This is a genomic window from Falsiroseomonas sp., assembly GCF_051860665.1.
Classification (GTDB): Bacteria; Pseudomonadota; Alphaproteobacteria; order Acetobacterales; family Acetobacteraceae; genus Falsiroseomonas.
This window is the reverse complement of record NZ_JBHYDM010000003.1, coordinates 126,034-139,581: the sequence shown is the minus strand read 5'-3', so window position 1 is coordinate 139,581 and position 13,548 is coordinate 126,034. Positions and strand designations below refer to the sequence as shown.

General features: G+C 71.7%; 13 protein-coding genes. 4 read left to right on the top strand and 9 right to left on the bottom strand.

Features of this window, described 5'->3' with window-relative positions; genetic code table 11:
* Nucleotides 1-44: 44 nt before the first annotated feature.
* From ACTIF1_RS04135 to ACTIF1_RS04100, 8 genes are all read right to left on the bottom strand, one after another.
* Nucleotides 45-1,214 (bottom strand): hypothetical protein, encoded by a 1,170-nt coding sequence (locus ACTIF1_RS04135; RefSeq protein ID WP_439595109.1) that lies wholly within the window; start codon nucleotides 1,212-1,214, stop codon nucleotides 45-47.
* A gap of 28 nt (nucleotides 1,215-1,242) precedes the next feature.
* Nucleotides 1,243-2,058: an ABC transporter permease gene (locus ACTIF1_RS04130; protein ID WP_439595108.1), complete on the bottom strand. Its 816-nt coding sequence runs from the start codon at nucleotides 2,056-2,058 to the stop codon at nucleotides 1,243-1,245.
* 127 nt (nucleotides 2,059-2,185) lie between these two features.
* On the bottom strand, nucleotides 2,186-3,118 hold the full coding sequence (locus tag ACTIF1_RS04125; protein WP_439595107.1) for an ABC transporter permease: 933 nt from the start codon (nucleotides 3,116-3,118) through the stop codon (nucleotides 2,186-2,188).
* Complete coding sequence (locus tag ACTIF1_RS04120; RefSeq protein WP_439595106.1) at nucleotides 3,115-3,489, bottom strand: VOC family protein; 375 nt, start codon at nucleotides 3,487-3,489, stop codon at nucleotides 3,115-3,117. Before ACTIF1_RS04120 ends, ACTIF1_RS04125 begins: the two co-directional genes overlap by 4 nt.
* Nucleotides 3,489-5,150, bottom strand: a complete 1,662-nt coding sequence (locus tag ACTIF1_RS04115; protein ID WP_439595105.1) for a peptide ABC transporter substrate-binding protein — start codon at nucleotides 5,148-5,150, stop codon at nucleotides 3,489-3,491. The genes ACTIF1_RS04120 and ACTIF1_RS04115 overlap by 1 nt, the downstream gene beginning before the upstream one ends.
* Nucleotides 5,129-5,413: a type II toxin-antitoxin system RelE/ParE family toxin gene (locus ACTIF1_RS04110; protein WP_439595104.1), complete on the bottom strand. Its 285-nt coding sequence runs from the start codon at nucleotides 5,411-5,413 to the stop codon at nucleotides 5,129-5,131. The genes ACTIF1_RS04115 and ACTIF1_RS04110 overlap by 22 nt, the downstream gene beginning before the upstream one ends.
* A complete protein-coding gene (locus tag ACTIF1_RS04105) occupies nucleotides 5,410-5,673 on the bottom strand; it encodes a CopG family ribbon-helix-helix protein (RefSeq protein ID WP_439595103.1) in 264 nt (87 codons plus the stop codon). The genes ACTIF1_RS04110 and ACTIF1_RS04105 overlap by 4 nt, the downstream gene beginning before the upstream one ends.
* A 10-nt stretch (nucleotides 5,674-5,683) precedes the next feature.
* Nucleotides 5,684-6,406 carry an orotate phosphoribosyltransferase gene (locus tag ACTIF1_RS04100; RefSeq protein WP_439595102.1) on the bottom strand — a complete coding sequence of 241 codons (723 nt, stop codon included), beginning with the start codon at nucleotides 6,404-6,406 and terminating at the stop codon, nucleotides 5,684-5,686.
* A 61-nt stretch (nucleotides 6,407-6,467) separates the two neighbouring features.
* Between ACTIF1_RS04100 and ACTIF1_RS04095 the strand changes: the two genes are divergently transcribed.
* The 4 genes from ACTIF1_RS04095 (at nucleotide 6,468) to ACTIF1_RS04080 (ending at nucleotide 9,811) form a co-directional block, all read left to right on the top strand.
* On the top strand, nucleotides 6,468-7,385 hold the full coding sequence (locus ACTIF1_RS04095; protein WP_439595101.1) for a mitochondrial fission ELM1 family protein: 918 nt from the start codon (nucleotides 6,468-6,470) through the stop codon (nucleotides 7,383-7,385).
* Between the two features lie 38 nt (nucleotides 7,386-7,423).
* Entirely contained in the window at nucleotides 7,424-8,269 is an 846-nt protein-coding gene (locus tag ACTIF1_RS04090; protein WP_439595100.1) for a sulfite oxidase heme-binding subunit YedZ, read from the top strand.
* 63 nt (nucleotides 8,270-8,332) lie between these two features.
* Nucleotides 8,333-9,406 carry a tartrate dehydrogenase gene (locus ACTIF1_RS04085; RefSeq protein WP_439595099.1) on the top strand — a complete coding sequence of 358 codons (1,074 nt, stop codon included), beginning with the start codon at nucleotides 8,333-8,335 and terminating at the stop codon, nucleotides 9,404-9,406.
* Between the two features lie 165 nt (nucleotides 9,407-9,571).
* Nucleotides 9,572-9,811, top strand: coding sequence for a hypothetical protein (locus ACTIF1_RS04080; protein WP_439595098.1), 240 nt, complete (start codon nucleotides 9,572-9,574; stop codon nucleotides 9,809-9,811).
* A gap of 56 nt (nucleotides 9,812-9,867) precedes the next feature.
* Here the strand turns inward: ACTIF1_RS04080 and ACTIF1_RS04075 are convergent, their stop codons facing one another.
* Nucleotides 9,868-13,440: a PAS-domain containing protein gene (locus tag ACTIF1_RS04075; RefSeq protein ID WP_439595097.1), complete on the bottom strand. Its 3,573-nt coding sequence runs from the start codon at nucleotides 13,438-13,440 to the stop codon at nucleotides 9,868-9,870.
* Nucleotides 13,441-13,548 lie beyond the last annotated feature (108 nt).

Below are 13,548 nucleotides of genomic sequence, written 5' to 3'. Positions count from 1 at the left end.
TCTTGGTTGCGGTTTCGGACGCCGGATGGTGCAGAGCCAGCACATCAGGGGCGCAGCCTCTCGCTCGCCAGCCGCGCGCCCTCGGCCATGCTGCGCAGCTTGGCCCAGACCACATCGGCGGAGACGCGGCCGCGGCCGGCCGCGGTGTCGAAGCCGCAATCGGTGCCGGCCAGCAGGCGCCTGGGGTCGCCGAGGCTTTCCGCGATCCGCTCCAGGCGCTCGGCCACCACCTCCGGGTGCTCGACGAAATTGGTCAGCGTGTCGATGACGCCGGCGACCAGGATCTGATCCTCGGCCAGGGGGTGCTTGCGGAACAGCCGGTGCTCATGCGCGTGGCGGGGATTGGCGAAGGGCAGCACGAAGCCGCCCACCTTGGCCTGGAGGATGGTGGGCAGGATATCGGCCAGCGGCACATCGGCATCATGCGGGCCCTCGTAATTGCCCCAGCAGACATGCAGGCGGATGCGCTCGCGTGGCAGGCCCTCGATGGCGCGGTTGATGGCGGTGACGACACGCTCGCAGAAGCCGATGAAGTCGAAGAGGGGGCGGTCCTGGTAGGAGGCGTGGCGTTCCAGCGCCAGGTCCGGGCAATCCAGCTGCAGGATGAAGCCGGCCTCCAGGATGGCGCGGTATTCGCGCCCGAGCGCCGTGGCCAGGGCGGCCAGATAGGCTTCCTCGGACTCGTAGTGCTGGTTCTGCACCACGGCGGCGACGATGCCGGGGGAGGGGGCGGCCAGAAACGCTTCCCGGTACTGGCCCTTCGCGGGCGCCAGAGCCTTGGAGAATTCGGCGCATTCGGCGGCCATCGCGGCCTCGCCCACATAGGTCACCTCGCCCACCGCGGCGGGCAGGTTGGCGGTCATGCTGGCGGTTTCCTTGCCGGCACTGGCGGCCTGGAGGTCGGCCTTGAACTCCGGATAGGCCTCGATGTCCTGCCAGCCACCGCGCCGGCTTTCGCCGCCCAACCCGGTCAGGCGGTCGCGCAGATAGAGCACGAAGGATTCGCGGCCCTGCTCGCCATTGTTCGGGATGTCGATGCCGGCGGCGATCTGCTTCGGCACGATGGCGGCGACCGCCGCCTGGGCCGCCGCCGCCAGTTCCGCGTCATCCACGGCCTCGCCGCGGGCGCGGCGGGCATGCAGGCGGGTCAGGGCGCGGGGGCGGGGCAGGCTGCCGGTATGGGTGGTCAGGATGCGGTCGGCAGCGATGGACATGGACTTTTTCCCTCGATTTGGGAAAAGCCTATCTCCGCAACCCATCCGCCACCAGGGTGCAGCCGGCGACGGCCATCAGGATGGCAAGCCCCGGCCAGACCGCGACCCAGGGCGCGCTGAAGACCAGGTCCTGCGCATTGGCCAGCATATTGCCCCAGCTCGCGGCAGGCGGGGCGATGCCGAGGCCCAGGAAGCTCAGCGTGCTCTCGGCCAGGATGGCGCCGGCGACCGTCAGTGCGGCGGCGATGGCGATGGGCCCGGCGATATTGGGCAGCACATGGCGGGCGAGCACGCGCACCTCCCCGGCACCCAGCGCCCTCGCCGCCCGCACATAGTCCCGCGCCAGGACGGACAGCGCCGCCGCCCGCGCCAGCCGCGCCACGCCCACCCAGCCGAAGACCGAAAGAATGGCGACGATGCGAAAAATGTCGGAGGCGGGCTCCCCGCGCGGCAAGCCGATGCGCCCGGTATCGGCGGCGGCCAGCACGACCAGCACCGGCAGCGCGGGCAGGGCCAGCAGCCCATCCGCCAGGCGCATCAGCACCGCATCCAGCACGCCGCCACGCCAGGCGGCGAGAAGGCCGATGGTGGTGCCTATCAGCGTCGCCGCGATCGCGGTGGCCACGCCCACGGCCAGCGAGACCCGTGCACCCTGCAGCAGGCGCAGCAACACGTCCCGGCCGAGATCGTCGGTGCCGAGGGGATTTTGGGCGGAGGCAGGGGCGAAGCGGTTGAACAGGTCCGGCGCGAAGGGGTCGAGGCCGAGCCAGCCCGCCACCCAGGGCGCGGCGAGGCCGCCGGCGGCCAGCAGGCCGAGCAGCAGAAGGCCGAGGCGGAGCCTCATCGCTTCTCCCTCTCCCCCGGAACGGGGGGGAGGGTCGGGGTGAGGGGGCTGCGGAGGATCGGCGCAGCTGCGCCCACCCCCCACCCCGACCCTCCCCCGCAAGCGGGGGAGGGAGAAAAACACTTTCTCATGCCAGCCGCGGGTCCAGCGCCCTTTGCCCGAGGTCGGCGGCCAGCGTCGCCAGCATGGTCACCAGCGCCACCAGCAGCAGCGCCACCAGCGCCAGGTTGGTGTCGTTGCCCATCACCGCGTCATAGATCAGCTTGCCCATGCCGGGCCGGGCAAACAGGGTCTCCGTGATCAGCGCGCCGCCCACCAGGCTGCCGGCATCCAGCGCCGCCACCTGCAGCACCGGCACCGCGGCATTCGGCGCGGCATGGCGCAGCAGCAGGCGCATCTCACCCACACCGCGGGCGCGGGCGGCGGTGATCCAGGGGGCGCGCAGCACGGTCGTCAGCTCCGCCGCGCTGTGGCGCGCATAGGCGGCGAGATTGGCCATGGCCAGCGTCGCCACCGGCAGCAGCAGGAAGCGCAGCGCCTCCCAGCCCCCCGCCTCCGCCGAACCGCCGGCGGGCAGCCAGCCCAGCGTCACCGCGAAGACGATGATCAGCAGGATGCCGAGCCAGAAGCTCGGCGCCGACTGGCCGAGGATGGCGATGGCATCCGCCAGGGGCGCGAGGCGCGGCCGCATCGCCGCCAGCGCGCCGAGCGAAAGGCCCAGCACCGCGGAAACCGCGACCGCCGCGCCCAGCAGGACCAGGGTGGAGCCCAGCGCCGGCCCGATGATCTGCGCCACCGGCTGCGCGAAGAGCCGCGAATAGCCGAATTCGCCGCGCAGCAGCGCCGAGGCCCAGGCGAGGTAGCGGGCCAGCAGCGGCTGGTCGAGCCCATGCAGCGCCCGCAGCCGCGCCGCATCCTCCGCATTCAGCCGCGGGTCGCCGGCGATGGCGAGGTCGATGGGGTCGCCCGGCATCAGCCCGATCAGCAGGAACATGGCCAGCGACAGCAGCGCCAGCGTCACCAGGATCTGCACCAGCCTGCCGGCCAGCAGGCGGATCATGCCTCCGCCCGGTGGCAGACGGCCTCGATGCGATTGCCGGCAGGGTCGCGCAGGAAGGCGGCGTAGTAGTGCGCGTGGTAGTGCGGCCGCAGCCCCGGCGCGCCGTCATCCTGCCCGCCCGCCGCCAGTCCCGCCGCATGGAAGGCGCGCACCGCCGCACGGTCCGGCGCGCGAAACGCCCAGTGGCAGCCGGCGCCAGCCGGGGCCGTGCCAGCGCGGATGGTCAGGTAGCCCGCGGCCTCCCGCGGCCCGTAGCCGATGGCGCTTTCCTCACGCCAGACGCAGGGCATGTCGAGCAAGGGCATCACCGCATCGTAGAAGGGCGCGGACCGGTCCAGCACGCCGATGGCGATGGAGACGTGATCGAGCATCAGCGCGCCACCCGCCACTGCTCCACCCAGTTGGAGGAGGGGGTGAGATGCCCGGTCGGCCGCACACCCTCCAGCCAAGTCGGCCAGACATGCGCGTCCGAGCGGAACCAGAGCGGGATCACCGGCAGTTCCTCCGCATAGATCGCCTGCAGCCGGTGCCACAGCACCCGGCGGCGCTCGCGGTCCAGCTCGATCGGCAGGGCCTCGAGCAGCGCATCCATCTCCGCATTGCGGAAGCCGGTGTAGTTCTGGCCGGACCAGTTGCGCTCGGCGGTCGGGATCTCGCTGGAATGCAGCGTGGTGCGGGGCACGTTCTCCGGGCTGCTGATCCAGGCAAAGAGGGCCGCGCCGGTGAAGCGGCGGCGGCTGACCGTCTCGCCGAAGAAGACGCGCGGCGGCTCGTTGCGGATCCGTGTCTCGATGCCCGCCTGGCGCCACATGCCCTGGATCACCTGCTGCACCTGCTCGCGCGACCGGTTGCCGGCGGTGGTCATCAGCTCCAGGGTCAGGCGGTCTCCGGCCGCATTGCGGCGGATGCCGTCCGGGCCGGGGGTCCAGCCGGCCTCGGTGAGCAGGGTGCCAGCGCGGGCGGGGTCGAAGGGCCATTGGCGGACGGCATCGTCATGCATGCCGTCCAGCGGGTTCACCGTGGTATGGGCGACGGGCTGCCGGTTCTCATAGAGGCGCGCGACGATCTGCGCCCGGTCGGTGGCGAGCACCAGCGCCTGGCGGACGCGCCGGTCGGCCAGGATCGGATTGTCCAGCATCAGGTCCAGATGCTCGTAGATCAGCCCCGGCTTGTATTCGAAGCGGAAGCGGCCGCGGGCGCGGCGTTCCAGCGCCGTCACCTGCTCCAGCGGCAGGCCCAATTCGCCCGCCACCATGTCGATCTGCCCGGCCAGAAGCTGGGCCTCCAGCGCCGCGGTATTCTCGATGGTGCGGATGGCGATGCGACGGAAGGCGGGGGCGGGGCCGGACCAATGCGCGTTGCGCTCCAGCGTCACGCCGGTGCCGGGTGTGGCGGCGGTGACCCGGTAGGGGCCGTTCCACAGGCCGGGATTGGCGGGCTCCGTCTCATAGGCGCTGCGGGTGCGGTAGCTGCGGGGCTCGGCCTCCCAGCGGGCGCGCTCGATATGCGCGGGTAGCGGCACCCAGTCGCCGGAGGATCCGTATTCGAAGGTGATCTGGTCGAAGCGCAGGGTGATGCGGCGCGGGGATTCGACGATGGCTTCATAGGCCCGGCGATAGAATTCGCTGCCACCGAAGCCGGTGGAGAAATCGCGGCCGGCCTGCCAGGCGAAGAGCAGGTCCTCTGCCGTGACGGGCGTGCCATCGCCCCAGGCCCAGCCCTCCCGCAGTTCCCAGGTCACGCGGATGCCGGCCTTGCCATCCGGCGTCTGCTCCCGGGTAGCGAGGCCGTTCTCCAGCGTCGGCACGGTGACGCAGCCGAGGCAGGTCAGCTCCCAATCCGCATCGCGGGCGGTCAGCGGGCGGCGGGTGAAGCCGGCGATATAGGACTTCGCCGCCATCGATTCGATGTTCGGGTGGAAGGTGGCCGGGTATTGGGTGATGCCGATGGTCAGGCTGTCCCGAGATGGCTGCGCCAAAGCGGGGCCGGCTGCGAGGAGCAGGGCGAGGGTCAGCCTTCGCGCTTTGGCCATGGATCGGTCCCCCTGCTGATGCCGAAAATGCGAAGCCCGTTCCCGAGCACCCGATAGGTGACGCGATAGCGCCCACCCTGGATCAGCAGCTGGCGATCCGTGCCGCCCACCGCGACGCCAAGCTGGGGAAAGTCCGAGAGGCGCTCCGCGCTCAGCGCCAGGTCTTCGGCAAGCCGACGTGCAGCGACAGGGTTGCGCTCCGCGATCTCGGAGGCCAGGGCCCGCGCATCATCCTGGGCGCCCAGCGTCCACAGAACCCTCACCGCCGCGCGGTCCGCTCCTCGGCCGCGGCGATGATGGCGTCGAGGTCGGCCATGACCTCCTCATGCGGAACCACCCGGCCCGCCGCGAGGTCGGCCTCGCCGCGCAGGATGCAGGCGCGCAATTCGAGGGCGGAGGCGACGTGTTGCGCCACGGCGTCCACCACCAGGCTTTCCGGCGGCCGTCCCTCGGCGCGCGCCATCTCGGCCAGCGCGTCGCTCAACGTGGGCGGCAGGCTGACCGTCAGGCTCGTCTCGACCATCGCCGCCCTCCTACTCGCTGCCGTCCTTCGGCTTCGCCTCGGCCAGCGAGGCGATGCCGCCATGCGCGCCGGACCAGCTCACCGGATCCTCCAGGAACTTCCGGACTTCCTTCAGCGCGGCCTCGGAAAAGTAGGGGCGTTCGCGGCAGACTTCCAGCACATCCCACCAGGTGCAGAGGTGGTGCAGGTTCAGTCCCATGCCCTTCATCTGCTCGAAGCTGCCGGGGAAGACGCCGTAGTAGAAGACCACGAAGGTGTGGTCGCAGATGGTGCCGGCCTCCCGCAACGCATTGGCGAAGCGGATTTTCGAGGCCCCATCGGTGGTCAGGTCCTCCACCAGCAGGGTGCGCTGGCCCACCGGCACCTCGCCCTCGATCTGCGCATTGCGGCCGAAGCCCTTGGGCTTCTTCCGCACATAGGCCATCGGCGCCATCATGCGGTCGGCGATCCAGGCGCCGAAGGGAATGCCCGCCGTCTCGCCGCCCACCACCACGTCGATGGACTCGTAGCCGATATGCCGGCCGATCTTCTCCACGGCCAGGTCGCAGATGCGGTTGCGCGCGCGGGGGAAGGAGATGATCTTGCGGCAGTCGATATAGACCGGGCTCTTCCAGCCCGAGGTGAAGGTATAGGGCTCCTCCGGCCGGAAATTCACCGCCTTGATCTCCAGCAGGATCCGCGCGGTGGTCAAGGCGGCGTCGCGGTCCCAGTCGGAGGCGTGCGGGATGGCCATTGTCTCAAATTCCTCTGCGCGGGCGATGGCCCGTTGGTAGCCCTGCGAGGCCGCTTCGTCCATGACAGGTGAGACCTGGGTGCTGGCCGATCCGCGCGCCGGCACCGCGGCCCAGGCGCTGGGCATTGCGGAGCGGCTGGGGCCGCATCGGGTAATCCCCCTGGAATGGGGACTGGGTGCCCTCCTGCCCTGGCCCTTTCCCACCCTGGCCGGGCTGACCCCTGCGGCGCGCGCGCAATGCGTGCCGCCCTGGCCGCGCCTGGTGATCTCCGCAGGCCGGCGAGCCGGGCCGGTGGCGCGCTGGCTCGGCGCACGCGGGGCCCGCACCGTGCAGTGCATGCGCGCCTTCGGCCGTTTCGATCTTTCGGTGATCGGCCGGCACGACCAGCCGCGGGCGGCGCCGGATGTGCTGCCGATCCTGGGTGCCGCGCATCGCGTGACGGCCGGGAAGCTGGCGGCGGCGCGCGCCGAATGGGCGGGGCTGGCCGCCCTTCCGGGGCCGCGCGTGGCGCTGCTGCTCGGCGGGCCGGTGCGGGGGCAGGGGCTGGAGCCGGCGCTCGCCGCGGCGCTCGGCGCGCAGGTGGCGGGTTTCGCGGGCAGCGTCCTGGCCAGCGCCAGCCGCCGCACCGGCGCCGCGGCGACGGAGGCGCTGTCCCATTCCCTCTCAGCCCTGCCCCACCGCCTGCATCGCTGGGGCGGTGCGGACAAGAATCCCTATCTCGGCTTCCTGGCCTGGGCCGACGCGGTGGTGGTCAGCGGCGACAGCGTCTCCATGCTCTCGGAGGCGCTGATGACCGCCGCCCCGGTCTTCGTGGCGCCACTGGGCGGGGAGGGGCGGCGCCACCTGGCACTGCGTGAGAGCCTCTACGCCGCCGGCCAGGCGCGGCCATTGTCGAAGGCGCCGACGCCCTTCTCCCGGGCGCCGCTGGACGAGGTGGGCCGGGTGGCGGCCGAAATCCGCGCGCGCGGCTGGCTGTGAGGCGGAACCGTGGGCGCCCCGGCGGCGAAGCCCTGGCCATGAGCAGCACCACCCTCCGCGCCCCGAACCCGATCCCCTGGCCATGGCTCGACCGCGCCCGGCGCTTCTGCTGGCTCCGCACCTGCGTGCTGCTGGCCGCCCTGTCCCCCGGCCTGGTGCTGCTGGCGCTGCTGGCCGCCGGCGAGCTGGGCGCCGAGCCCTGGAAGGCGGCGACGCGGGAGGCCGGGACCCATGCGATGCGCCTCCTGCTGGTCAGCCTGGCGGTGACGCCCCTGCGCTACCTGGCGGATTGGCCGAAGGCAGTCACCCTGCGGCGGATGCTGGGGCTGGTGGCGCTGGGCTACGCGCTGCTGCACCTGGTGCTCTATGCCGGCCACATGGCCTGGAACCTCGCCGATGTGGCCAGCGAGATCGCCCTGCGCTTCTACCTGACGCTGGGTTTCGGCGTGCTGCTGGGGCTTTGCTTGCTCGGCTGGACCTCCACCGATGGCTGGCAGCGGCGGCTTGGGCGGCGCTGGAAGCGGCTGCACCGGTGGGTCTATGCGCTGGCCGCGCTCGGCATCTTCCACGCCTTCCTGCAGGCCAAGTCCCGCGCCGATTCGGCGGTGGTGCTGGCGGGCCTCTTCCTGTGGCTGATGGGCTGGCGGCTGCTGCCGGGCTGGGCGCGGGCGCACGGGCTAGCGCTGGCCGGCCTGGCGGTGGTGGCGGCGCTCGGCGCGGCCGGGCTCGAATGGGGATGGTACGCCGCCACCACCAACCTGCCCGCCGCGCGCATCCTGGCCGCCAATCTCGACCCCGGCGCCGGGTTGCGGCCGGCGCAGGGTGTGCTGGCGGCGGGGCTGGCGGTGGCGGCGCTGACCGCGGCACGGCGCCGCTTCGCCTGAGCCGGGCTTGTCGCGCGCCGCCGGCGGCGGCAGTTTCGCCGCGAAACGCCCGGAGGCCCGCCCATGTCCCGCAAGACCTACAAGCTCGCCGTGCTGCCCGGCGACGGCATCGGCAAGGAGACGGTGCCCGAGGGGCTGCGCGTGCTGGATGCCGCCGCCCGCCGCTTCGGCTTCGACCTGGAGCTGAAGCATTACGACTGGTCCTGCGAGACCTATGCCCAGACCGGCAAGATGATGCCCGACGACGGGCTGGAGCAGCTGGCGCAATCGGACAGCGTTTTCCTCGGCGCCGTGGGCTGGCCCGGCGTGCCGGACCATGTCTCGCTCTGGGGCCTGCTGATCCCGATCCGCCGCGGCTTCGACCAGTACATCTCGCTGCGCCCCTGCAAGCTGATGCCCGGCGGCCGCACGCCGCTGGCCAATCGCGGCCCGGAGGATATCGATTTCTACGTGGTGCGGGAGAATACGGAGGGCGAGTATTCCTCGACCGGCGGCCGCATGTTCCCCGGCACGGAGCGCGAATTCGTCACCCAGGACAGCGTCTTCACCCGCACGGGCGTCGACCGCGTGATGAAGTACGCCTTCGAACTGGCGATGACCCGGCCGCGCCGGAAGCTGACCAGCGCCACCAAGTCCAACGGCATCACCTTCACCATGCCCTACTGGGACGAGCGATTCGCCGAGATGGCCAAGGCCTATCCCGGCGTGACCACGGACCAGTTCCACATCGACATCCTGTGCGCCCATTTCGTGCAGCACCCGGACTGGTTCGACGTGGTGGTCGGCTCCAACCTCTTCGGCGACATCTTGTCTGACCTTGGCCCGGCCGTGGCAGGCTCCATCGGCATCGCGCCCTCGGCCAATATCAATCCGGAGAAGAATTTCCCCAGCATGTTCGAGCCGGTGCATGGCAGCGCGCCCGACATTGCCGGCAAGTGGATCTGCAACCCGATCGGCCAGATCTGGTCCGGCGCCATGATGCTGGAGCACCTGGGCGAGAAGGCCGCGGCCGATTGCATCGTCAAGGCGATCGAGACCCTGCTGGCCGAGGGCGGCCCGCGCACCCGCGACATGGGCGGCAATGCCGGCACGGTGGATGTGGGCAAGGCGCTGGCGGAGGCCGTGGCGCGGGGCTGAGCGCCCCGCCGATCCCCCGGCGCGGGCCTCATCGAATCCGCCCGCGCCGAATGATGCAGCGCGTCACTTGAACCGATAGGCAAGAGCGTCGTATAACTCGGATACCAGTTGAGAACTATTCTCAACTTCCTCGCATCCCCGCCGCGCGGGAAGACGGGAGTGCCCATGGGTCGCGAATTCAGCCATATCGCCCGACGCTGCGAGAGGGCGGTGGTCACCGCCTATCGTGAGCTGCGTGACGGCGGCAGCGCCGACATGGCCGCCTTCACCGCCTGCACCACGCTCTACCGCATCCACCATCCCGAATCCTCGGTGACGGAAGCGCGGCGCCTGGTTTCCGAGTGGATCGACCATCACGTGATCCAGGGCATGCAGACCGAGGCCCCCGGCTGCGATTGCGACTGACTGCGGTTGCGAATGATTCTCAACTGCGGAGTCGGGGCTGCGCCGCCCGGGCGGCCTCAGCCGGCCGCCTGAACCGCCGCCAGGGTTCGCTCCGCCAGCGCCGGTAGATTCGCCGCCGCTTCGGCCGCCGTGGTCGCATGGCCTTCGCGCGCCGCCAGCTCCACCACCCCCAGCAGATCCGCCAGCGGCCGCGCGCCGGCCATCCGCGCCGCGCCCTTCAAGCGATGCGCCGCCGCCGCCGTGCCCGGCAGGTCCCGCGCCGCCAGCGCCGTCGCCACCGCCTCCACATCCCGCTTCACGCCGTCCTTGAAGCTGGTCAGCAGCCCGGCCAGGCGCTTGGGGTCGGCGCCGAAGAGGCTGCGCAGCGCCTCCGGGTCGAAAAGCGGGGCGATCTCGGCTGGCGGCGTGCCGGGGGCCGCGCCCGTCGGCGCCTGGGTCGGCAGGAAGCGCGCGAGCGTCCGGGAGAGCAGGTCGAGCGCCAGCGGCTTGGCCAGGAAGCCATCCATGCCCGCCGCGTAGCAGCGCTCATCCTCGCCCTTCAGCGCATTGGCCGTCACCGCGATCAGCGCCGTGCGCGGCCCGCCCGGGGTCGCCGCCTCCTCCCGCCGGATGGCGCGGGACATGTCGAGGCCGTCCATCACCGGCATATGCAGGTCCACCAGCACCAGCCGGTGCCGCCCGGCCTTCCACCGCGCCAGCCCCTGCGCGCCATCCTCCGCCATGTCGGCCTGGCAGCCGAGCAGTTCCAGCTGCCGGGCCAGCACCTCCCGGTTCACCGGATGGTCGTCCACCACCAGCAGCCGCGGCGCCTCGGCATGCGTCGTGGCGGCGGGCAGCGCGAGCGGCGCCTCCACCGCCAGCGCCGCATCCGCCGGCGCCACCAGGCCAAGCCGCAGCGTCACCGAGAAGCGGCTGCCGCGCCCCGCCGTGCTTTCCACCGAGACATCGCCCCCCATCAGCCGCGCCAGCCGCCGCACGATGGACAGGCCGAGCCCGGTGCCGCCGAAGCGCCGGGTGGTGGAGGTATCCGCCTGGGCAAAGGGCTGGAACAGCTTTTCCAGCTGTTCCGGCGTCATGCCGACTCCGCTGTCTTCCACCATCAGGGAGACCACGACCGCGTCATCCACCCGATTGGCCGAGGCGCGCAGGCGCACAAAGCCGACATCGGTGAACTTGATCGCATTGCCCACCAGGTTGAACAGGATCTGCCGCACCCGCACCGGGTCGCCGGAGACCAGGTCCGGCGCTTGCGGCGTGACCGCGCCCATCGGATCGGCAAACAGCAGCAGCCCGCGGCGCTTGGCCTCCACCGTCAGCGTATCGACCGCGCCCTCCACCAGCCCGCGCAGCGAGAAGGGCAGGGATTCCAGCTCCATCCGCCCGGCCTCGATCTTCGAGAAGTCGAGCAGGTCGTCGATGATGCGCAGCAGGGACCCGGCGCTTTCGCGGATCACGGCGATGCAGCGGTCCTGCGCCGGGCCGGGGGGCGTGCGTTCCAGCACCTCGATCATGCCGAGCACGCCGTTCATCGGCGTGCGGATCTCGTGGCTCATCGCGGCCAGGAAGGCGGATTTGGCGCGATTCGCCCCCTCCGCGGCATCGCGTGCGGCGGCCAGCGCCTGCTCCACCCGCTTGCGCTCGGTGATGTCCATATAGGTGCGGACGGCGCCACCATCCTCCATGGTCCGGGCATGCACCTCCACCACGGTGCCGTCGCGGCGGGCGCGTTCGTAGCGTTCCTCGGCCAGCGCCTCCCCGGCGATGGCGCGGCGCGCCTCCTCCAGCCGGTGGGGCGATCCGTCATAGTCGCCGCGCGCATGCTGGAAGCCCACCAGCTCCCCGAAGGGCACGCCGGGCTGCGCGAGGTGGGGCGGCAGGGCCAGGATCTCGGCGGCGCGGCGGTTCATCACCCGCACCCGGCGATCGGGCCCCACCATGACCAGCCCCTGGCTCATATGCTCGATGGTGGCGGACAGCGCCGCCTGGGCGGCGCGCGCCAGGTCCCGCGCCTGGCGCAGCTCCGCCTCCCGCGCCTGCAGGCGGGAGACATTGCGATAGGTGGACAGCACGCTGCCATCGGCCAGCTTCTGCCGCGTGATCTCCAGCCAGATGCCGGAGGGGGCGGGGCGCAGGTCGGGCTCCCCGGTCGGGTTCAGGATGGCATGCACGCGGCGCGCCACCGCCGCCTCCAGCGCCGCGTCATCCGCCGGCGGCGTCCCGTAGTCGCCCCGGCGATGCATCATGCGCAGGATCTCGCGGCCATCGGTGCCGGGCTGGGTCAGCGCCTCGGGGATGTCGTAGAAGCCCGCCAGCTGGCGGTTCAGCAGGCGCACGCGCAGGTCCGGGCCCCAGAGCACCAGCCCGTCATTCATCGTCTCCAGCACCAGCTCATGCGTGGCGCGGGCCGATTGCAGCTCCTCCTCCCGTGCCTTCAGGGCGGAGATGTCGCGGTAGATCACCAGCGCGCCGCCATCCGGCGTGGGGACGGAGGAGGCCTCGATCCACTCGCCGGCCGCGCCGCGCACCAGCTGCGCCGGGCCTCCGGGCACGCGCACCAGTTCCAGGCGCGCCTGCACCATCGCCTCGAATTCCGCCGGATCCTCCGGCGCCGGGCCGAAATCGCCCCGCCGCAGCCGGTGGCGAATCGCCTCCACCGCGGAGGCGCCGGCGGTGCCGAGCGCGGGCGGCAGGTCGAACATGCGGATCGCCGCGGCATTGCCGAGGCGGAAGATCAGGTCCCGGTCGATCAGCACGACGCCGTCGGTCATGCTGTCCAGGATCAGCTGGTACATGGCGCGCGCCGCCGCCAGTTCCTGCTCCCGCTGCTTCAGGCTGGTGACGTCGCGATACATCAGCACCGCGCCGCCGCCGGCCACCGGCACGGTCTTCACCTCCAGCCACATGCCGCCCGGCGTCTGCCGCACATAGGAGATTCCGCCGGGCCGGTTCAGCAGGGCGGCGCGCTGGGCGACACGGGCTTCCAGCTCCGCCTCGTCCGCCGGCGGCGGGCCGAATTCGCCGCGCCGGTCCTGGTAGCGCATGATGTCGCGCACATCGGTGCCCTTGACCGCCATGTGCTGCGGGAATTCGGCGACGCGCAGCGTCTCCCGGTTCCAGAACTGCACGCGCATCTCCGCGTCCCACATCACCACGCCGTCGGTCATGTGGTCGAAGACGGTCTGCAGCACGCTCTGGGCCGCGGAAAGCTCGGCCTCCTTCCGCTTGAGATCCGTGACCTCGGTGGCGCTCAGCACCCAGCCCTGGGCCAGGCGGCGCAGATGGATGCGGAACCAGGCGCCGTCGCCGGTCAGCCAGTCCTGGCTGCGCTCCAGGGCGCCGGGCTCGGGCAGCCAGCTGGCCGGGTCGGCCGCCGCCGCCAGGCCCGGGTTCAGCGCCGCCGCGGCGCGGCCGATGCCGGACAGCACCGCCTCAAGCCTCAGCGGCGGAGCGGCCTCCAGCGCCAGCTCCGGGCGCGGCAGCAGTCGCCACAGCGCCGCATTGGCGGTGGCCATCACGCCGTCTTCGGTGAAAAGCGCGAAGGGGCCAGCCAGATTCGCCAGCGCCTCCGCCTGGAGCGCGGCGAGCACAGCCGCCGGCGGGGTGCCGACGGGTCGGGCGTGATGGAGCATCAGGGGATGATGCCCCAGATCCGGGCCGCTTGTATTTCGCCGCCGCCGGCTGTTTGTTTCAATTGTTTCGCCTCCCGCAGGCTTTGACGGAACCTTCGGGTCTTTGTA